Source organism: Marinomonas sp. UCMA 3892 (assembly GCF_012726345.1).
Classification (GTDB): domain Bacteria; phylum Pseudomonadota; class Gammaproteobacteria; order Pseudomonadales; family Marinomonadaceae; genus Marinomonas.
Genome location: NZ_PTXN01000001.1, coordinates 107,783 through 126,124, shown reverse-complemented (window position 1 = coordinate 126,124; position 18,342 = coordinate 107,783). Strand labels below are relative to the sequence as shown.

Below are 18,342 nucleotides of genomic sequence, written 5' to 3'. Positions count from 1 at the left end.
TCCTAAATGAGATTGTTACGAATAAAATGACTGTCGATGGCCAAGCCATCACTGCGTGGATCTGTCGCGGCTTCGGTGTGACCTTCGTTATGAAGCACCACTGCACCGGCATGACCCATTAATTCATTACACGAATCAACGACCACCAAGTCATGACCGCGATTAACCAGTTCTTCTGCGACCATATCGGCAAAATCCCTTTCGATTTTCAAATTATGGCTAACGTCGCCCCAAGTACGCCCCAGCAACCAACGGCCTTCGCTGATGGCTTGCGCCAATGGCATTTGATGATAAACATAACGACTAAACAAGGCTGCTTGAGTCTGTGGCTGACCTTCGCCACCCATGGTGCCGTAACTCATACGACGACCATCGTTCAACTCAGCGAACGCAGGATTCAAGGTATGAAAGGGTTTTAAATTCGGCCCCAGCTCTTGCAAAGAACCTTTCTCAAGAGAAAACGACGAGCCGCGGTTGTTCCACACAATGCCAGTCGAAGGACTGACCACACCACTGCCGAATTCCCAGTACAAACTTTGAATGTAGCTGACCATGCGCCCTTCGCTGTCACACGCGCCCATCCAAATGGTGTCGCCATGTTTGGCTTGATGTGGCCAAGCTTGCGCTCGCTCTAAGGCGATTTCGTGGCACATTTTTTCTAGCTGTTCGTCATCCAATAAAGACGATAAATCCATTGCTAGACGAGATTCGTCAGTCACAAATTGGTTACGAGCGATAAAGGCTTGTTTGGTACATTCAATCAACAAATGCGCCATGTCTGTGGCACTTTTCCCTTGCGTATACAACTTGTCATACAAGGCCAAAATCAATAAAGATGCGATGCCTTGTGTCGGCGCAGGCAGATTATAAAGAGAGCCGACGCTGGTTTTGACCTGCAAAGGTTCTACTCGTTTTGCCTGATAAGAATGAAAGTCTGTTAAACGAATCGGAGACCCTGCCGTCGCCAAATCTTTCGCTAAGCGCTCGGCAATATCGCCCTGATAAAAATCGTTTAAACCCTTTTCAGCAAGTTGTTCCAGCGTTTGTGCCAGTACTGGCAAGGTCAAGTTATCACCCTGTTCATACAGGCTGCCCTGCTTTAAAAATGTCGAAGCAAAACCTTGAACACTGACCAAATCGGCGAAGGTTTTGTTGCTCGCATCAAGGTAGGTTTTTGTTACCTCACTGCCGTTTTTCGCTAACTCAATAGCGTCTTCCAACAAGCAAGTTAAGGGCATGTTTTGTGCGTTGGAGACGGCTTGCCACGTTTGGCTGACGGCCAAGGCTTCTTGCCAGCCAGCCACAGCACCCGCCATAGTCAAAGCCGCTTTGCCGCCTCGCGCTGGAATGCTGTCGTGCCCGCAATAAAAATCCAATGTGGCCAATGCGGCTGATTTTCCAGAAGCATCAATGCCAATTGGCTTTTTACCCGGCTCACTAATCAACCAAAAACCATCTCCGCCCAAGCCATTCATATGGGGATACACCACGGCAATCGCCGCCGCAGCCGCCACCATGGCCTCTATCGCTGTACCACCTTGCGCAAGGATTTTTTGCCCTGCTTCGGTGGCTTTAAAATGGGGCGCAGTAAACGCAATATCGTTATTTTTTATGTTATTCGTGTGTGAGTCATTATTGGGATTCAAAGTACTCATGACGCCGACTCCATTAAGTGTTTTGCGAATTCTATCAGCGCTAAATCTGTCCCTTTAGCACCCACTAAGGACAAGCCACATGGCGCGCCATCTAAGGTACAAACCGGTAAATGCAATTGCGGCAATCCAGCCAATCCAGCAATGGCAGTGATGTCCATTAACTGGTTGCGATAAGCCGCTAATTCATCTTCCGCCGCATCAAACAAAGGCGCTAAACCGGGAGTAGTCGGGATGATTAACACAGCCCCTTCGATTTCCTGTTCTAGCCAATCAACGAATCGCTGTCTTTGTTGCTGCGCGGTCGCCACATCGGCTGCCGAAATGCTTTTCGACCAATCAAAACGAGATTGAATGTCTGGCGCAAATACCGCCGAGGCATCAACGCCCTCGAGGTTTTCTAGACTCTTAATCCATTTGCCATGTTCGTGCCAGATTTCTGCGCCCTGCAATGTTCGAAAGGTTTCACTGGTTTTCCAGGCTTTGGTATCGATAACGATGGAGGACTCTTTGACAAGACGACCTTGATCACGCCAACTTTGCAGCTGAGCATTAATTTCTTTCACGTGCTCAACTTGATCGATTAAATTCTTAGCTATCAAGATGTTATTAAATCTTTTAGGTGTTTTGCTTTTAAGCAAAACGCTAGCTGTTTTTTCTAACGTAGTTAAGTCTTTCGTGAGCCAACCCACCGTATCGAAAGAGGGAGCAAGTGCAACCATGTTATCGGACGGAATGACACCATATGTCGGGCGTAATCCAAACAAACCACTGTAACTAGCAGGCACTCGAATCGAACCGCCCGTGTCTGTGCCTAAGCCTATGTCAGCAAGACCTGATGACACAGCCACCGCCGAACCCGATGACGACCCGCCTGGGAGACGATCTGGTGTCACCGGATTTGAGGGTGTTCCGTAATGAATGTTTTGTCCATTAAGACTGTAAGCCAACTCGTCAGTAATGGTTTTACCGCAAAAAATAGCCCCTTCACTCAGCAAAGCGCTAACGCTGGAAGCCGTTTTTGTTGGGATAGGGTGAGTAGCAAGCCAAGTTGGATTACCTGCGGAAGTTGGCAGCCCTGCCATATGAAACAAATCTTTCACCGCCAGACGCAAACCGCTTAATGGCAAAGCAGAATCGGCAGATGAATTCTGCTGCCAAGAGGTTTCGCTTTGATTGAATGCCTTAAGACTAATAAATGGATTTTGCACCATGAAATGTTTCATATGTCCTCCGCTTGATTAGCACATATGAAACAATCGTTTCACAACTCTGTCAACTGAAACGAAAAATAAATCTCTTTTTTCTGCCGACCTGTCGCAAACAGTGTGGGTGTATTTAACAAAGCATTGTCGCGCACAGTAGTCGTAACCGTTAAGGTTCTAACTCATCCAAATCTTCATACAAGGCCGAAATCGCCTGCGTCTGACGACTAGCGGCATCGCCCAAAAAGCCAAACACGCGATTGCACAGCATGGAAATCAAACTCATTGGCGCGGCATAGCTGTCGAAAGGACTTTCATTACCAAGATGACACACCAACACATGAGACACTTGCTGGTTGTAGACTTGCCCAGTTGGGTCGGTAATCAAGACGGTGGTTCGACCTTCTAGTGCTTCCACGATTTTTTTGAACTGGCGGGTACGGCGTCTAAAGCCGAGCAAGACAATCACTTCATCGTCAAGAATATCGTGAAGATCTTCACCTAGAGTTTGCCCTGGTTGTGGTAATAAGCGCACAGAATGACGCACTTGTTGCAGCTGCTGGCGGAAATGCAACGCCAGTGGATAAGCATTACGAAAACCAATCAAGGTCACTCGACTGGCTTTGGCTAATCGTTCACTGATGTCGTTTAGGTTTTCTGGTCGCAAGCCTTCAAAAGTAAGAGACAGATTTTTTAGCTCTTGCGCGGTTTGATCCAAAGACGAGCCTTGGATGAAAATCGGTACGCCGCTTTCACGTAATGCTAATTGCGCTTGTTTGGCACCTTGTTGCGAATCATAACCAAGCTGACGAAAGAAACGACTCACCGTCGCTTTTGACGTGTTGGTGTTTTCGGCAATCTCAGCTGATGTTTGACTTACAATCGCCAAGGGATTTTGTTGTAAATAGTTCGCTATGGATCGCGCTGAAGGAGACAGGGTTGGATAAGTCTGCTCGATCAGGGATAGCACATCCTGCTTTGTAGCCACGTGTTAACCTCAATTCGGGGATATTTTGCTCTACGGTAATTGATTATCGTTGAACTGCCAACTTAGATTATCGCTTTGATGCCTCGTAGTACGCTTTCATCAGAAAAACAGATCGAACCAGACAAACAAAAGCGCACCAAAAAATCATAATCGCCCCATATTGGCGCACAAAACAAGTGCAGAATTCCCCATTTCATCACACAATATTTTCGTTACTGTACAGAGTAACTGGGAGTTTTAAGTCTTATTTGCAGTGATTTGTTACATAAATCAAAAGGAGAGAAACTTTTGTTTCATGTTGGCATGGGTGTTGCAAATTGTGTTTCAGGCATTCACAAAACGAAATAGGACCCCCAACCATGAAAAGATTGACCAAACTACTAGGCAAAATATTAATCATTGCAGCAGGCTTTAGCGCATTAAGCGCAAGCGCAGACGTGTTGCAGGATATAAAAGACCGTAACCTTATTCGCATTGCCGTTCCTCAAGACTTCCCTCCATTTGGCTCTGTTGGTACTGATTTAAAACCTCAAGGTATCGATGTAGACATGGCAAATTACATCGCTAAAGAAATGGGCGTGAAAATCGAAATTATCCCAGTGACCAGTGCCAATCGCATTCCTTACCTACAAACTCAAAAAGTAGACTTGGTTATTTCTAGCTTAGGTAAAAACCCAGAACGTGAAAAAGCTATCGACTTTTCGACACCTTATGCCCCTTTCTTCCTAGGCGTATTCGGCTCTAAAGACGTAGCTGTGACAAAAATTGGCGAGCTAGCAGACAAAACCGTAGGTGTCACACGCGGTTCGGTAGAAGATTTAGAACTTGAAAAGAACGCGCCTAAATCCGTCAACGTACGCCGCTTTGAAGACAACAACACAACACTAACCGCTTACCTATCTGGCCAAGTGAACTTGATCGCTACCGGTAACTTGGTTGCCGCTGAGATCGCAAAGCGTCAGCCGCAACGCGCACCAGAAAATAAGTTCATGTTGAAAGACTCTCCTTGTTACATCGGCATGGCAAAAGGTGAAGTTGCACTACAAGCTAAAGTGAACGAGTTAATCAAAAGTGCCTTGGCGTCTGGCGAACTAAACGAGATTTCGATGAAATGGTTAAAAGCACCACTACCTAAAGGCTTCGGCGCATAAGGCTTTCGTTATGTTGTATTTCTCTGATCTATTGCAATACAGCGACGTGTTTCTCAGTGGTTTAAAAACCACTGTTGAACTCACTGTACTGACAACGATCTTGGGGGTGGTCTTGGGTACGGTCTGCGCGACCGTACGCCAATACGGCAACCGAGCAAGTCAAAGAGTCGTCAGTGTGTACGTGGAACTTATTCGTAACACGCCGTTTATTGTTCAACTGTTTTTTATCTTCTTTGGTCTACCTGCGATTGGCATGATGTTGTCGCCATGGGAAGCCAGCATGATCGCACTGACTATTAACCTTGGCGCGTACAGCACAGAAATCATTCGTGCCGGTCTTGCCAGTATTTCAAAGGGTCAAATAGAAGCAGCAAAAGTGTTGGGATTAAACTTTCGTCAAACACTGACGCGCGTAATATTTATTCCGGCATTTGAAAAGATATACCCAGCACTTACCAGCCAATGCATTATCGTCATGCTGGGTTCTGCGGTGATCTCTCAGATCTCGGTGCAAGATTTAACCTATGCAGCCAACCTTGTGCAATCACGTAACTTCCGTGCTTTTGAAAGCTACTTGGTTACCGCCTTGATGTACCTCGGTTTGTCTATTCTGCTGAGATTTGCTTTCAACGCATTAGGAAAACGCCTATTTGCTTATCGAACGTCTAATTAAAAGGCATTCCAAAAAGCAAAATGAGGGAAACTCAATGATCGAATTTTCTAACTACGACATTCTGCGCAACTTAATGTTTGCGACACAATGGACGATTTTATTATCACTCGCGGCGTTTATTGGTGGCACTACGGTTGCTCTGACATTAACCGCCATGCGTTTGACACGTAATCCAGTCATGCAACGCATCGTAAAAATCTACGTGGAGCTGTTTCAAGGCACACCATTGCTTATGCAAATGTTCTTGTGCTTCTTTGGCTTATCAATGCTTGGCTATGAAATATCCGCTTGGAGCGCAGCGATTTTATCACTGACGTTTTTCACCAGCGCTTTCTTGGTGGAAATCTGGCGTGGCTGTATCGACACATTACCAAAAGGCCAATGGGAAGCAAGCCGTTGTTTGGGCTTGAGCTTCTTACAAACCTTACGTTTTATTATCTTGCCACAAGCGATTCGTGTCGCGACGGCACCAACGGTCGGCTTTTCTGTTCAGGTAATTAAAGGTACCGCGTTGGCATCGGTGATTGGTTTTGTCGAACTGACTAAAGTCGGCACCATGTTAAACAATGCCACCTTTGAACCCTTCAAAATATTCACCCTAGTCGCTCTTATCTATTTTGTACTCTGTTATCCATTGTCTTTGTACAGCAAGCATCTGGAGAAAAAATTCAATGTCTCTCGTTAACTTACATCAAGTCCATAAATACTATGGCGATCATCACGTGCTGAAAGGCATTGATCTAGATATCAAAGCGGGCGAAGTGGTGTCTATCATCGGTAAAAGTGGTTCTGGTAAAAGTACTCTATTGCGCTGCATTAATGGCTTAGAGCAATACCAAGAAGGCGGCATTACCGTTGACGGTAAAGAAGTCACTACAGAAGACATTCAGGTTCGTCGTCTTGCGCTTAGCGTCGGTATGATTTTCCAAAACTTCAACCTGTTCCCGCACATGACAGTTGGCGAAAACGTCATGCTTGCACCGACTATCGTCTTGAAGAAAAGCAAAGCCGAGGCCGAAACGACGGCTCGCGCCATGCTAGAAAAAGTAGGATTAGCAGAGAAATTCGACAGCTTCCCTGAAAAACTGTCTGGCGGTCAGCAACAACGTGTCGCCATCGCCCGCGCTTTAGCGATGTCGCCAAAAGTCTTGCTGTGCGACGAAATCACCTCAGCCCTCGACCCTGAACTGGTTGGCGAAGTATTAAAAGTGCTCGAACAACTGGCAAAAGAAGGCATCACCTTGGTGCTAGTGACCCATGAAATGAACTTTGCCCGCGATGTTGGCAGCCGAGTGGTCTTCATGCACCAAGGCAAAGTTTGGGAACAAGGGGATCCAAAAACCATCTTGTCCAACCCACAGACAGATGAACTGAAACAATTTATGGGGGCAGTGCTTTAGTTTTCGGCTTCTTAACGTAATTACAAAAAAGCCAGTTTGTTTCTCTTAATGTAAGAGAGACTGGCTGGCTTTTTCACTTGGGTAGTTAAAATTTGTAATAGAAAATCAGATTAGTATTCAAACAGAAATCTGTTTTGCTGCCTTAGTAAATTGCATGCCCTTAACAACAATACGTTTAGTAACACCTCTCCATAAAAAGCTTCCATCAATGATATCAACACATTGGAAGTCTGTTTTTGAATTATAACAATGAGGCAATTTAGTTTTAATCTCTTGAGTATCTCTATTAAAAAAATCGGTTGGATTGGGGTATTTTTTTGAATATGTTCTATCTGATGTCCAAACAAAAAATACCCAGCCATGGTAACCAATATATTCATTGAAATTTAGCTGCGATCTGTCAAGTTTATTCACTAATGAGTCAAGCCAATTTACTTTATGGCTTAACAAATATTTAGGATAAACTACTTTCACTTCTATATGCTCAAGCAACTTCTCAGTGCCATTTTTATCCCAATGATAAATAGACAAGTCTCTTTTCTTATCTTCGTTATAAATAAACTCATTCTTTTCACTAGATACACCAGTGCCAGCTTCGAAATTCAAAATTTTACATAATTCATTGCATAACCAAAGCTCGCATGCTGAGAAATTAAATTGGTAAAGATACTGTTCTGAATTTTTCATTATATGTTTAATTGCATCATCGAACGCAATACTTGCATCAGCCATCTTCTATTCCTTTAATATATTCATATCTTTATAAAAATTCTCATTTTTTAACCTAAAACTAATAAACATCTCATGCTACATATTGAAAAAGTGTGTATCGATAGCAATAGGGTCAAATCTAATATCCATCTAGATGTCTTCCACCGGGCATAATGTATTGGTAAATATTTTCCAAATACTGTTGAGTGACTGTTGATATGTCTAATACGAATCTATTAACTACGCAGCTTGTCCTTTAATTTAGGTAAACAGGGCATCCAGCTCTGACTCAGAATTAATGACTTGCCTTTCACTTGCTTTAGTTATGCTCGTCAACATCAAAAGATTCTCTATCAAACAAGGTAATGTAATCACTCTCTGCAGACAGCCTTACAAAGATAGATAGCGTAATCTCGTCTTGATCATCCGGTAATTTTTCAAGTTCAGTATCAATATTCAAACGGTAGCTTTTAGGCTTTTCCAACTGCATTCTTTCTTGCAAAGCTTGAAAGTTATGAACAGCCTCATCTGATAGAGCAAACTCATATTCCGTAAATTCCGTCGCCGATGTAAACCACTTATTGTCATCCTTATGAATATTTTTAATAGAGAGAACCTTCAATGGATAATCAAAAACTAGCCATCCATTCGATGTTTCTAAATTCAATGATAACGATGTTTTGGATATGTCTATTTCAACCGGTTTATCGATCTGAATTCGACTTCTCAATTCATGTGGATTTAAGCTTAAAAAACTATTTTCATCAAAGGCACTCAGCTTAAGCATGCTGCCTAATGGAACATGAGAGCAGCCAAAAAGTAGAAGGCAAATCATCACAGCTATTGTCTTTTTCAAATCAATTCCCTTTTAAAATAAATATGTTATCGCTTAAGAAGTCACCACAGAAGACATTCAGGTTCGTCGTCTTGCGCTTAGTGTCAGTATGATTTTCCAAAACTTCAACCTGTTCCCACACATGACGATGGCGAAGTCTTAAAAGTACTCTAGCAACTGGCGAAAGAAGGCATCACCTTAGTGCTGGTGCCCCATGAAATGAACTTCGCCCGCGATGTAGGCAGCCGAGTTGTCTTCATGCGCCAAGGCAAAGTCTGGGAGCAAGGCGATCCAAAAACAATCTTGCCCAACCCTCAGACTGATGAACTGAAACGATTCATCGGGGCCATGCTTTAATTTTCGACTTCTTAACTTAATTACAAGAAAGCCCGTTTGTTTCTCTTCAATAAAAGGGGAAATAAGCTGGCTTTTGATTGGAGTAGTCAAATCTGACTAGCGATAAAGTTAAATTGATGTAGTAGCAGCAACAACTAACTCATAAAATACAAAAATAGTACTCTACGCTTCTATGTTCTTCAAAAATAAGTCTGCTTCTTTTGGACTACATAAACGAATGACATTAATGTGCTTAATTTTTGAAGAATACATTAACTTTGAGTAGCCTTTTTTGTTTTGACTATAATTTTTAAAAAACCAAATAAAAATCGATTTCTTCGATAGAAAGGATTTGGCAAAGGATTCTCTATTTCCTGTTTCTGGCCATAGCTCTTCTCCTGAGATTATCCTTTTGATAGTACGTTTAAATAGTTGAAAGAACGTTCTGCAAAATGAGTAATCTATCCATATGATAGTATCTGCATCTCGCCATTTTATAACATTCGTTCTACTATAATTACCGTCTAAAACCCATGTGCTTTCAGATAAAACCTCTTCAATTCTTTGAAAAAACTCAGAATCTTGAGACTCTTGCCAATTTTTCTTCCAAAAAATTTGGTCCATTTGGATATAAGGTGCATTTATCTTTGTAGCTAAGCGCTGTGAAAATGTTGATTTCCCGCTTCCGGTTGTTCCTATTACATTTACTTTTTTCATGGTAGATACGTCAACTTGTTCCTTACTTCGCCTCAGATAAACTAGCTCATCCTATTGCTCACGAAATTAAGACAAAAAGGATTCAAAATACACACATCGTATACTTTGAATCCTTTAGAAATACTTTTATATGTTTATAAAGCCCAAGACATTAAGATCTCTTCATGCCCAGTATGCTCACACAAATTTCGTTCTAGCTCGATAAAACCTTGTCGAATATAGAATGAATGAGCCTGAGTATTTTCCGCATAAACTGTCAGACTGAGTTGGTTATAATGTTGTTTCAGTGTAGTGAGCAATTCAGTACCAATACCTTTAGATTGATCACTTGGGGAAACAAACAGAGCTGGGATGAAGCCTTGATAATAAGAAATAAAGCCTGAAATGCGGTCTTCTAGGTAATAAACCCAAGTTTCACTATTGGGTATATAAACATCACGCATCGGCTCTTTTTGCGAGTGCCAAAATTCTTCAGCAATAAAATCATGAGCTTTCACTGAGGCCGAATACCAAATGGATACGACTTCATTAATATCTTCGGCACACAATTTACGAATCATAATACTTACCTCTGCAATTAATAACCAAGGCAGGGTATGTTGATTTCCAAGTGCTCACACGCCTGCCAAAATATGACATTAGTGAAAGCACCTACCGCACAAGATAACTTGGCTATTCCTTGGACTCTCAAGTTTCGGGAATATAGCGACAATGTATAGAAGTTGCAACCGATCTTAGGCGCAAAACAGTGAAGAGAAATAAGATCTAAAGAGAAAACGATTTAAATTCTTGTTATTTCACCCAGAAATAAATAAAACTTAACCAATTGATTTTATTTACATTTTTAAACTTACAAGTCATCTCCTTATGTCATTCAACCCCATGACACACGACACAAACCTTGTTACCGTCTAAGTCTCTAAAATAAGCACCAAAGTAACTTTCATGGTATTCACTGCGTAATCCGGGCTGACCTTCACATGTGGCGCCGTTTCGAATAGCTAAGTTGTATGCTGCCGTGACGGTGGCTCTGTCTTTTGCATTGAAAGCAATCATTTGTCCATTGCCTTGATCATGGACTTTACCATTAAAAGGTTTTCCGATAATGAATAACGGCCGGCCGTTTGAACTAGGACTGTTCCAACCTGCCCAAGGCTTATCTCGATCATAAAAGCGCTCTTTGATGATTAAACAAGTCATTAGCTTGCTGTAAAAAGCATAAGCTCGCTCAAAGTCACTAACACCGTAATAAATATGCGAAAACATGTAATTCCTTTTTCATTAAATAGCGTCTTCACACTAAGATCCTACTTCGGCAATGTAGATACAAGTCTTTTATGTCGCTCTTTTGCGTGCACTCTTGCTGCGTTATAAATATGCATAAGCTCTTCTGCACTGACGTCGATAAAAATGTCCTCCTGTTCTAGCACATGATAAAGATCATCCATTTCAAGCAAGTGTTGTTCATTGATTTCTTGATGCAATGATGTATTTAAAGCAGCAGGATAACGTCGCCAAGAAAAGCAATTATTGAGAATGACTGCGAGCGCCAACATCGCCAATAAATTAATCAATAACGGATACAGTAAAAATTCATACCCCATCGCATGTATACTGCTGCCACCAATCACACAAGATAATGCCGTCGATCCCCCTGGTGGGTGCAAGCAACGAAGGTAATGCATAACAACTATCGACGTGCCAACGGCGGCCGCTCCAGTCAAAAAAGACGCTCCAAACTCCTGATAAAAAAAGATGCCAATCAGCGCTGATATTAGGTGTCCGATAACAAAAGGCCACGGTTGCGATAAAGCCCCATGTGGAACCGCAAACAATAAGACCGCGCTGGCTCCAATGGAAGACACTACCAACAACGAATCAGGAAGAGACAAAAACAGACTCGAACAATAAAAAACACTGACTAAAGCAACGCAAGCCGTTATTCCTGATAAAAAGCGTTCAAAGTGAGAGGTTTTATTAGTTTCAATACCAATAAATCGGGCTGTGTTACGACATAACGAAAGGAACATGGGAGCAATAACGCCTTATGAGAATAAATTGCGATTTCAGACAATAAAAGCAAACAGTCGTGTTTACCTAGTAAAGGCGCCATTTTAATGATTAAAATAGCCTCATGTATAACGAATTTAAATGAGGTTTAAGTGCAATATAATTGCATTTAAAATTAAAACATGGATATTGAACAAGCTAAAACCTTTCTCGAAATTATTCACGCTGGCACTTTTGCCCGTGCCGCAGAACGCCTACATATTACTCAAACCACGGTTACTGCCCGAGTACAAGCACTAGAATCATCGTTAAATTGCCGTTTATTTATTCGTAATAGAGCTGGAGCTAAGCTAACCAAAAATGGCGAAGCCTTTGTAAAACCTGCAAAAAATATGTTGGAAGCATGGGAGCAGGCAAAACAGCTTTGCGGCATTTCAGATTTTCAAGCTCAGCAAACCTTGAGAATTGGTGGTGAAATCAGTCTCTGGAATCCGATATTAATCGACTGGCAGCTAGCGATGAATAACGACATGCCTCATTTACTTATTAACAGCCAAGTTACGACAACAGACATGCTGTATCAATCTCTACAAAAGCAAGAAATCGACGCGATCATTGTCCACAGTCCGCGCTATTTACCAAGTTTAGTCGTTGAGCAGATAGCGGAAGAGAAGCTCATTCATGTCGCAGCCAATTTGCAAACAACACCTGATTTATTCATCGAGTGGGGAGAAGAGTTTACTCTGCAATTTGATCGCTGCGTGCCCTTTAACCGCCAAGCAGCGATGCAGTTTTCTCTTGGTCCTATGGCTTTAAAATACTTATTAGCGAAAGGAGGAAATGGTTACTTCCGTACCCGAGTGGTCGACCAGTATCTAAAAGAAGGGCTTTTACACAGAATAAAAGGCGCAGCAGAATTCACTTATCCCATTTACCTTGTGTACCACAAAAACAACACCTCACCAGATGGCTTCGAGCAGGCTAAAAAAATACTTTTAGACGAAATGAAAAAAGTCTCAAGTTGGACGGTTTAGCGAATTATTCAAGAGTTCGCAATCCACTTCATCATGATCCAAACCAAATACCGACGACCAAGACCATTCGCCAGGATTGAGTACAAATCCATAACTAGGTGTTAGGCCAGATTCAATTTTGATGTCACCAAGTTGAGCATCACTCTGTTCGGTAATAACATAATGCTCACTGACAACTTCATCACCGGCGATCAATTTTTCTGCGACCTTGTTGGAGTAAATAAGCAGTCGAATAGGTTCAACGGATTGAATACCAATACTGTCACCACCGAAGTCACCTGCTGCGAGTCGAATCGGTGAAGAAACACAAGTTGTTTGCCCTTCTTGTCGATTGTCTTTTTTGGCGATAAGCACACCTTTTCCTGCGATACCTCGCAGCTGCAATAAAGTCCCAACTTTCGGCGATTCGATGTAGACCACAGCTTTTATATTATCTGAAAATGCCAAGTTACTTTCATTCGTGTTTTTTGCTTCACTGCTGCACGCAGAAACCGACAAAAGTAGTAAAATTGAGCATAACATGGTGGATAAGTGGGGTAAGTTATTAACATCTTTCATGTTTAGCTCCTGTTTATAGCATCGCGTTGTTTTGTGGATAATTAGAAAAATCGCTGTCTGGCTCACTTGGTAAAGCTAATAACACCAGCAAAACCACCATGCCTACTGCGGGAAGCAAAACCACCAGCAACCACCAAGCGGAGCGGTTAGTGTCATGTAACCTGCGTACAGTTAAAGAAAGCATGGGCAAGAAAACTAACACGCTATAAAGCGCTTCTATCTTCCATATTGCTTGAAAAAAGCTTTCCAACACGACAAACACTACCGAGATCAAACAATTCACCAAAAAGAACATCCAAAATGCTTCTAGCGGTGCTCGTCCCGAAAATTGCGCATAACGTTTCCACGCATCAAAATACCAATTCATACTTTTCTCCTTTGACTAATCCCTAGGGACATTGAAGGCTTAAAAGTACGTGGCGAAGAAAAGATTTACGTCCTAGATCAGGTTCTAGGACGTCCTTGATGGCTTTTTAGGACAGAATGGCTTTCTAAAAAATAACGGCGGGCATGATGTTGATAAAAGTGATACATATACAACGGAGTTCAGATCTGAGCTATTTCACAATAAATAAGGCGGAGCCAAGATGATCGCTATTCCATTACCTTTTGTGGTTGCCCTATTACTTTCTATCTTGGCAATTTTGTTGTTCATTCGCCGAGAAGAAACTACGCAATCAGCCTTTGTCTTTATTGCTTTGTGTGCGCTAACGACGACAGTGGTTGGTCTACGCTGGACCTTTGATTACCCACTATTTCGGTTGCTGCAACCTATCTTGGCGTCTTGTATTCCCGTCACTGCTTGGTACTGTTTTTCGAGTGCTCACCAACGCTATAAACTAAAAATCTGGCATTTCTTACCGCCTGTTTTTGTCACCTTGGCGTCTTTTACTTATCCATTCTGGCGACCGCCTTTGGACCCTGTTTTAACACTGCTTTATATAGGTTATGGCGTTGCACTGATTCGAGCCTCTTTTAAAGCGTCGGATCTTCCTGAACAAGTACGCTTATCCGATATCGATAATGCTCTAAAAGCCGAACGTATTGCGGGTGCCATGCTATTAATGTCCGCCATGATTGATGGCGCTTTGGCGGTCGATTTTACTTTTTTTGCTGGCGAGCATGCGCTGATTATCCTCGCTATTGGTCACGCGGTATTACTGCCAGTACTGTCAATTGCCGTCATTATGATGAGCCTAAGCATTGCACCCAGCGTTAATGAATCATCCGATCAAAATGAAAAAACAACGCCTGTAGAAGAATCAAAAGACAAGCCTCATCCCCCATTAACAGACGATGAAGTGAAAGACATAGTGCACAAAATAGAAGTGCTTCTTAGCACCAAAGAAGCGTTTCTCGACCCTGATCTCACACTTGATAGGCTTGCGCGCAAAGCCTGCATTCCAGCACGACAGATATCTGCCGCCATCAATCAAACTTATGGTCGAAACATCTCACAAGTGGTGAATGAATATCGCATTGAGCGAGCAAAAACGCTTTTACTCACAACCGACAAAGCCATCACCCAAATTTATTTGGACTCTGGCTTTCAGACGAAATCTAACTTCCATCGAGAGTTTTCAAGGGTAATGCAACAAACGCCAAGTGCCTTTCGTCGCGCCAATATGAAGAGTTAAGAGGCTTGGAGAAAGTGAATAATATCCAGATACATGGCTTGATGAAGCTTTTCTCTAGAGCGCCAATCACCATCTCGACAAATAATGCCATCGCCCGGCACTTCCTCTTCTAGCATAGCAATAGCATTGGGTTTACACAGCTGCATAAAACTAAAGTGCGCGGCATCAGGATAGACAATGTAGTCTCGATTTTGCTTCGGAATAAACTGGGCGAGAAAGCCAGATTCTTTTTCTTGCGGCAAGTCACCAATATCGACACCCGCTGCAAGAATTAAGGTCGGTGTGGTAAGCGCTTGTAAACTCTGGCGAGAGAAACTTCTTGCCAAGCCCAGATCCAACGTCACCACCCGCTTAATACGAGCGTCTTTTAGACCATTGGCTGGCTCACCTATTTGCGGCTGATCCATACCCAATTCCGTCATCAAACCACAGGTGCGTGGATTGTTATAAATCTCACATTCTTGCTTTAACTGGTTGCGATCAAATTCAGCACCAGCTAGCAACATCACCGTCCACCCGCCTAATGAATGCCCTATCGCCGTGATATTAGCGTCGTCAATATGTTTCACTAAATAGGATTGTTCGAGCAGCCAATCTAGCAAGCGAGACACATCCGTCGCACGTCGCCACCATTGTGATGCTGCCAGAGGATTGTGATCAAACGTGGTAGTTCCTGGGTGATCCAATGCGGCCACAATATAGCCATCTTGCACGAGTCGCGTTACCAGCCAATTTTCATTACGCCAATTGCCACCGTAACCATGGGAAAGAATCACCACAGGGAACTCCCCTTGTGAAGGCGTCCCCAAACGCACCACATCCGTACCGACAAAAACCGCATTCTCAGCGATGCGCTCTTGTGGAATCTGAGTTTGAGACGGATACCACACGCTTGCCTTCAAAGGCCTGTCACTATCTGCATACAGGAGCACTTGATCAAAGCCCACTGACTGAGCAAGCACATTCGACGCCCAGCAGGCCACCAATAGAATGAAACTCGCAAATCCTCTCATGATGTAATTCCTCTTCAAAATGCTTTAAAAAGAAATCACTATGCAAAGAAAATGCGAGTAAAGCGTCCTAGAACAGGATGGAGGACGTTATATCAAGACAATCAAATAGTCACACTCAGAAAATAAAATCGTTTTCGGCGTTATTGTTACTTATCTGTCATATTAGCTCTGTACTCTCATTTCATTCGCGGTATTCAACCTCGCTTTTTTATAAGGCCTACGGAGACGACAAAATGAAGATGAAAGGACAGTTAGACAGCGCTCAACCATTGAAGAAGCATAAAGCCAAATCAAAGAAAAATGAGCAAAAAAAGAAGAAGCAGGACAAACTAGAAACCAAGAAACATTCTAAAGAAAAAAAAGATTCTCAGCCTGAAGTGATCGTATCTACTGAAGTTGTGAAATTGTCTACCACAGATCCCCAAACGCCGAGGAAAAGCAAAACCAAAAAAGCGATAGAAAGTACTATTGATGACTCTATTAAAAACCTTGCTGAAAGCCCTATTATTATTGAGGCTGACGCGCCAGAATCACCAAGTAGCACTCGTCAGCGTGCGTCAAAAAGCTTAGAGCCGATGACAAAAGAAGAGCAGCTAATCGCGATTAATCAGATCATCAAAAGTTTATTGTTGGATGAAATGACACAAGGCGCCGCACTGCGAGAATTACGCGTTGGCGTTCTGGGCATTAGACAAGACGCTTATACCAAGCTGTGTGGCGTCTCTCGTAAAACCTTATCCGAAATCGAAAACGACAAAGGCAACTACACCGCAGAAATCATTAATAAGGTGTTCAAACCTTTCGAGATTAAAGTGGGATTAGTGCCGACTTCCAGTCAACTACTGGCGGCTATTCTAACTAATTAGCGCATATTCGAAACCAGAAGCCTGCGTGTTGTCGCGAATTATCTGTTACGCAGACAATGCAAAGGCTTCCATCTTCTTCGCAAGATCAAAGTCTTTATCCGAAATGCCAGATACATCGTGGGACGTCAGTTGAATGCTGACTTTGTTGTAAACATTAAACCATTCTGGATGATGGTCTTGCTTTTCAGCGTAGAGAGCACACATGCTCATAAAACCAAAAGCATGCTGAAAGTCTTTGAATTTAAAGGTTTTACTGAGCTTTTCGCCTTCTATCGCCCAGTCTTGTGACGCTTCTGTGTTTAACTGGTTAAGGGCTTGCTCTATCTCATGCTGTTCGAGCTTTCGATGTGTCATGCTTTTTCACCTCTATTTAAATCAGAAAATGTAGTGTATCAATCACCAGTGTAGTCGGTTAAGACTATGATTAAAACGCAACAAAAAAATCCCTTCTGCAAATTCATGCAAAAGGGATTCTTGAGACTAACGATTTAATGGAAAACCATTACTTGATAGTGAAGTTCACATCAATGTTGCCACGTGTTGCGTTTGAATATGGGCAAACCTTGTGAGCAGCTTCTACTAATTTCTCAACAACGTCTTTTTCTACGCCTGGAACATTCACTTCTAAATCTGCGCTGATGGTAAAACCTTCACCTTTGGTGTTTGCGCCGATGCCAATAGTTGCTGTGACGTTAACGTCATTAGGCACTTTTACTTTCTGTTGAGATGCAGCCAACTTCAATGCACCAATGAAACAAGCAGAATAACCTGCTGCGAAAAGCTGCTCTGGGTTAGTACCTTCACCGCCAGCGCCGCCCAATTCTTTTGGCGTGCTTAGAGCAAGATCCAATTTGTTATCAGATGAAACAGAGCGACCATCACGGCCACCAGTGGATGTTGCTGTTGCGCTATAAATTGCTTGCATAATATTGCTCCTAAAATGTCATCGTTGCATTATGTTATCCAAATAATAATTATCGCGATAACTATATAATTAAATAAAAGCTCAGTTACCTGAGCTGATGGATTTATGTTATTGCAATAACTATTATTGCGCAAGCACTATTTTACAAGTTTTTTTCTAAGGGCTACTAGCTGCTCACGTAAAGCCACAACTTCATCCATATCGATTCCGCAGGCCTCAGCAACACAGCGATTCACTTCTAAACCTTGTTCGCGCAACTTTTTACCTTTTTCAGTCAAGGCAATACTTAAACTTCGATCATCATCCACACCACGTAAACGCTGCACTAAACCATCAACTTCCATACGTTTGATAACCGGCGTTAGCGCGCCAGATTTTTGCCCAAGCGCATCGCTGATGTACTTCAAACTTACTCCGTCTTGTTCCCACAAAATCAACATTACCGTATATTGCGGATATGTCAGACCGATGGCAGAAAGTGGTTCTTTGTAGAACTGCGTCATTGCAAGAGAAGTCGAATACAAGGCAAAACACAACTGATTGTCGAGTAATAATGGGTTGTCGGGGAATATAGAATTGTCAGAAGTCATAAGTTCTCATTGATAGTTGCGCGAATAGTTATAGCGATAAT

The 18,342-nt window shown here is 42.6% G+C and carries 23 protein-coding genes; 8 read left to right on the top strand and 15 right to left on the bottom strand.

Annotated elements, in window-relative coordinates; translation table 11 throughout:
- Nucleotides 1-2: 2 nt before the first annotated feature.
- The 3 genes from B6N13_RS00660 to B6N13_RS00650 all read right to left on the bottom strand — a co-directional run bounded on the left by B6N13_RS00660 (nt 3) and on the right by B6N13_RS00650 (nt 3,845).
- The gene (locus tag B6N13_RS00660; RefSeq protein ID WP_169458145.1) at nt 3-1,655 is read right to left on the bottom strand and encodes a gamma-glutamyltransferase; all 1,653 of its coding nucleotides are present in this window, start codon (nt 1,653-1,655) and stop codon (nt 3-5) included.
- On the bottom strand, nt 1,652-2,878 hold the full coding sequence (locus B6N13_RS00655) for an amidase (protein ID WP_169458144.1): 1,227 nt from the start codon (nt 2,876-2,878) through the stop codon (nt 1,652-1,654). Before B6N13_RS00655 ends, B6N13_RS00660 begins: the two co-directional genes overlap by 4 nt.
- A 148-nt stretch (nt 2,879-3,026) precedes the next feature.
- Nucleotides 3,027-3,845, bottom strand: a complete 819-nt coding sequence (locus B6N13_RS00650; RefSeq protein WP_011978282.1) for a MurR/RpiR family transcriptional regulator — start codon at nt 3,843-3,845, stop codon at nt 3,027-3,029.
- A gap of 359 nt (nt 3,846-4,204) precedes the next feature.
- Between B6N13_RS00650 and B6N13_RS00645 the strand changes: the two genes are divergently transcribed.
- The 4 genes from B6N13_RS00645 to B6N13_RS00630 are packed head-to-tail and all read left to right on the top strand — an operon-like array spanning nt 4,205 to nt 7,069.
- Complete coding sequence (locus B6N13_RS00645) at nt 4,205-4,996, top strand: transporter substrate-binding domain-containing protein (RefSeq protein ID WP_169458143.1); 792 nt, start codon at nt 4,205-4,207, stop codon at nt 4,994-4,996.
- 10 nt (nt 4,997-5,006) lie between these two features.
- A complete protein-coding gene (locus B6N13_RS00640; protein WP_169458142.1) occupies nt 5,007-5,669 on the top strand; it encodes an amino acid ABC transporter permease in 663 nt (220 codons plus the stop codon).
- Nucleotides 5,670-5,703: 34 nt separating this feature from the next.
- On the top strand, nt 5,704-6,354 hold the full coding sequence (locus B6N13_RS00635) for an amino acid ABC transporter permease (protein WP_169458141.1): 651 nt from the start codon (nt 5,704-5,706) through the stop codon (nt 6,352-6,354).
- Nucleotides 6,341-7,069: an amino acid ABC transporter ATP-binding protein gene (locus tag B6N13_RS00630; RefSeq protein WP_169458140.1), complete on the top strand. Its 729-nt coding sequence runs from the start codon at nt 6,341-6,343 to the stop codon at nt 7,067-7,069. The genes B6N13_RS00635 and B6N13_RS00630 overlap by 14 nt, the downstream gene beginning before the upstream one ends.
- Before the next feature lie 117 nt (nt 7,070-7,186).
- Here the strand turns inward: B6N13_RS00630 and B6N13_RS00625 are convergent, their stop codons facing one another.
- Nucleotides 7,187-7,801, bottom strand: a complete 615-nt coding sequence (locus B6N13_RS00625) for a hypothetical protein (protein WP_169458139.1) — start codon at nt 7,799-7,801, stop codon at nt 7,187-7,189.
- A 298-nt stretch (nt 7,802-8,099) separates the two neighbouring features.
- Complete coding sequence (locus B6N13_RS00620; protein WP_169458138.1) at nt 8,100-8,636, bottom strand: hypothetical protein; 537 nt, start codon at nt 8,634-8,636, stop codon at nt 8,100-8,102.
- A 198-nt stretch (nt 8,637-8,834) separates the two neighbouring features.
- Between B6N13_RS00620 and B6N13_RS23240 the strand changes: the two genes are divergently transcribed.
- Nucleotides 8,835-8,972 carry a hypothetical protein gene (locus tag B6N13_RS23240; RefSeq protein ID WP_248280181.1) on the top strand — a complete coding sequence of 46 codons (138 nt, stop codon included), beginning with the start codon at nt 8,835-8,837 and terminating at the stop codon, nt 8,970-8,972.
- 162 nt (nt 8,973-9,134) lie between these two features.
- Here the strand turns inward: B6N13_RS23240 and B6N13_RS00610 are convergent, their stop codons facing one another.
- The 4 genes from B6N13_RS00610 to B6N13_RS00595 all read right to left on the bottom strand — a co-directional run bounded on the left by B6N13_RS00610 (nt 9,135) and on the right by B6N13_RS00595 (nt 11,698).
- Nucleotides 9,135-9,668, bottom strand: coding sequence for an adenylate kinase (locus tag B6N13_RS00610; protein WP_169458137.1), 534 nt, complete (start codon nt 9,666-9,668; stop codon nt 9,135-9,137).
- Between the two features lie 134 nt (nt 9,669-9,802).
- Nucleotides 9,803-10,228: an N-acetyltransferase gene (locus tag B6N13_RS00605; protein ID WP_169458136.1), complete on the bottom strand. Its 426-nt coding sequence runs from the start codon at nt 10,226-10,228 to the stop codon at nt 9,803-9,805.
- Between the two features lie 310 nt (nt 10,229-10,538).
- A complete protein-coding gene (locus tag B6N13_RS00600) occupies nt 10,539-10,934 on the bottom strand; it encodes a VOC family protein (protein ID WP_169458135.1) in 396 nt (131 codons plus the stop codon).
- A 41-nt stretch (nt 10,935-10,975) separates the two neighbouring features.
- Nucleotides 10,976-11,698, bottom strand: a complete 723-nt coding sequence (locus B6N13_RS00595) for an HPP family protein (protein ID WP_169458134.1) — start codon at nt 11,696-11,698, stop codon at nt 10,976-10,978.
- A 162-nt stretch (nt 11,699-11,860) separates the two neighbouring features.
- Between B6N13_RS00595 and B6N13_RS00590 the strand changes: the two genes are divergently transcribed.
- Nucleotides 11,861-12,712 (top strand): LysR family transcriptional regulator, encoded by an 852-nt coding sequence (locus B6N13_RS00590; RefSeq protein WP_169458133.1) that lies wholly within the window; start codon nt 11,861-11,863, stop codon nt 12,710-12,712.
- Here the strand turns inward: B6N13_RS00590 and B6N13_RS00585 are convergent.
- The gene (locus B6N13_RS00585; protein WP_169458132.1) at nt 12,695-13,270 is read right to left on the bottom strand and encodes a hypothetical protein; all 576 of its coding nucleotides are present in this window, start codon (nt 13,268-13,270) and stop codon (nt 12,695-12,697) included. The two genes, B6N13_RS00590 and B6N13_RS00585, sit on opposite strands and share 18 nt — an antisense overlap.
- 13 nt (nt 13,271-13,283) lie before the next feature.
- On the bottom strand, nt 13,284-13,637 hold the full coding sequence (locus tag B6N13_RS00580; RefSeq protein ID WP_169458131.1) for a DUF805 domain-containing protein: 354 nt from the start codon (nt 13,635-13,637) through the stop codon (nt 13,284-13,286).
- 220 nt (nt 13,638-13,857) lie between these two features.
- On the opposite strand from B6N13_RS00580, the gene B6N13_RS00575 reads away from it, so the two are divergent.
- On the top strand, nt 13,858-14,907 hold the full coding sequence (locus B6N13_RS00575; protein WP_169458130.1) for an AraC family transcriptional regulator: 1,050 nt from the start codon (nt 13,858-13,860) through the stop codon (nt 14,905-14,907).
- On the opposite strand, the gene B6N13_RS00570 is transcribed toward B6N13_RS00575, so the two are convergent.
- Nucleotides 14,904-15,920, bottom strand: coding sequence for an alpha/beta fold hydrolase (locus B6N13_RS00570; RefSeq protein ID WP_169458129.1), 1,017 nt, complete (start codon nt 15,918-15,920; stop codon nt 14,904-14,906). The genes B6N13_RS00575 and B6N13_RS00570 overlap by 4 nt on opposite strands.
- A 233-nt stretch (nt 15,921-16,153) precedes the next feature.
- Between B6N13_RS00570 and B6N13_RS00565 the strand changes: the two genes are divergently transcribed.
- Nucleotides 16,154-16,786: a helix-turn-helix transcriptional regulator gene (locus B6N13_RS00565; protein ID WP_169458128.1), complete on the top strand. Its 633-nt coding sequence runs from the start codon at nt 16,154-16,156 to the stop codon at nt 16,784-16,786.
- Nucleotides 16,787-16,831: 45 nt separating this feature from the next.
- Here B6N13_RS00565 and B6N13_RS00560 read toward each other — a convergent pair whose 3' ends face one another.
- From B6N13_RS00560 to B6N13_RS00550, 3 genes are all read right to left on the bottom strand, one after another.
- Nucleotides 16,832-17,140: a 4a-hydroxytetrahydrobiopterin dehydratase gene (locus B6N13_RS00560; RefSeq protein ID WP_169458127.1), complete on the bottom strand. Its 309-nt coding sequence runs from the start codon at nt 17,138-17,140 to the stop codon at nt 16,832-16,834.
- Nucleotides 17,141-17,288: 148 nt separating this feature from the next.
- Nucleotides 17,289-17,711: an organic hydroperoxide resistance protein gene (locus tag B6N13_RS00555; protein WP_011978255.1), complete on the bottom strand. Its 423-nt coding sequence runs from the start codon at nt 17,709-17,711 to the stop codon at nt 17,289-17,291.
- Nucleotides 17,712-17,848: 137 nt separating this feature from the next.
- Nucleotides 17,849-18,301: a MarR family transcriptional regulator gene (locus B6N13_RS00550; RefSeq protein ID WP_211172723.1), complete on the bottom strand. Its 453-nt coding sequence runs from the start codon at nt 18,299-18,301 to the stop codon at nt 17,849-17,851.
- Between the last annotated feature and the right edge of the window lie 41 nt (nt 18,302-18,342).

What these genes read in the sequence shown, in the direction of transcription:
- B6N13_RS00600 (WP_169458135.1), bottom strand. Translation starts at nt 10,934, where the DNA reads ATGTTTTCGCATATTTATTACGGTGTTAGTGACTTTGAGCGAGCTTAT.
- B6N13_RS00595 (WP_169458134.1), bottom strand. Translation starts at nt 11,698, where the DNA reads ATGTTCCTTTCGTTATGTCGTAACACAGCCCGATTTATTGGTATTGAA.
- B6N13_RS00635 (WP_169458141.1), top strand. Translation starts at nt 5,704, where the DNA reads ATGATCGAATTTTCTAACTACGACATTCTGCGCAACTTAATGTTTGCG.
- B6N13_RS00560 (WP_169458127.1), bottom strand. Translation starts at nt 17,140, where the DNA reads ATGACACATCGAAAGCTCGAACAGCATGAGATAGAGCAAGCCCTTAAC.
- B6N13_RS00585 (WP_169458132.1), bottom strand. Translation starts at nt 13,270, where the DNA reads ATGAAAGATGTTAATAACTTACCCCACTTATCCACCATGTTATGCTCA.
- B6N13_RS00655 (WP_169458144.1), bottom strand. Translation starts at nt 2,878, where the DNA reads ATGAAACATTTCATGGTGCAAAATCCATTTATTAGTCTTAAGGCATTC.
- B6N13_RS00550 (WP_211172723.1), bottom strand. Translation starts at nt 18,301, where the DNA reads ATGACTTCTGACAATTCTATATTCCCCGACAACCCATTATTACTCGAC.
- B6N13_RS00555 (WP_011978255.1), bottom strand. Translation starts at nt 17,711, where the DNA reads ATGCAAGCAATTTATAGCGCAACAGCAACATCCACTGGTGGCCGTGAT.
- B6N13_RS00660 (WP_169458145.1), bottom strand. Translation starts at nt 1,655, where the DNA reads ATGAGTACTTTGAATCCCAATAATGACTCACACACGAATAACATAAAA.
- B6N13_RS00640 (WP_169458142.1), top strand. Translation starts at nt 5,007, where the DNA reads ATGTTGTATTTCTCTGATCTATTGCAATACAGCGACGTGTTTCTCAGT.
- B6N13_RS00645 (WP_169458143.1), top strand. Translation starts at nt 4,205, where the DNA reads ATGAAAAGATTGACCAAACTACTAGGCAAAATATTAATCATTGCAGCA.
- B6N13_RS00610 (WP_169458137.1), bottom strand. Translation starts at nt 9,668, where the DNA reads ATGAAAAAAGTAAATGTAATAGGAACAACCGGAAGCGGGAAATCAACA.
- B6N13_RS00605 (WP_169458136.1), bottom strand. Translation starts at nt 10,228, where the DNA reads ATGATTCGTAAATTGTGTGCCGAAGATATTAATGAAGTCGTATCCATT.
- B6N13_RS00625 (WP_169458139.1), bottom strand. Translation starts at nt 7,801, where the DNA reads ATGGCTGATGCAAGTATTGCGTTCGATGATGCAATTAAACATATAATG.
- B6N13_RS00570 (WP_169458129.1), bottom strand. Translation starts at nt 15,920, where the DNA reads ATGAGAGGATTTGCGAGTTTCATTCTATTGGTGGCCTGCTGGGCGTCG.
- B6N13_RS23240 (WP_248280181.1), top strand. Translation starts at nt 8,835, where the DNA reads ATGAACTTCGCCCGCGATGTAGGCAGCCGAGTTGTCTTCATGCGCCAA.
- B6N13_RS00630 (WP_169458140.1), top strand. Translation starts at nt 6,341, where the DNA reads ATGTCTCTCGTTAACTTACATCAAGTCCATAAATACTATGGCGATCAT.
- B6N13_RS00565 (WP_169458128.1), top strand. Translation starts at nt 16,154, where the DNA reads ATGAAGATGAAAGGACAGTTAGACAGCGCTCAACCATTGAAGAAGCAT.
- B6N13_RS00590 (WP_169458133.1), top strand. Translation starts at nt 11,861, where the DNA reads ATGGATATTGAACAAGCTAAAACCTTTCTCGAAATTATTCACGCTGGC.
- B6N13_RS00575 (WP_169458130.1), top strand. Translation starts at nt 13,858, where the DNA reads ATGATCGCTATTCCATTACCTTTTGTGGTTGCCCTATTACTTTCTATC.
- B6N13_RS00580 (WP_169458131.1), bottom strand. Translation starts at nt 13,637, where the DNA reads ATGAATTGGTATTTTGATGCGTGGAAACGTTATGCGCAATTTTCGGGA.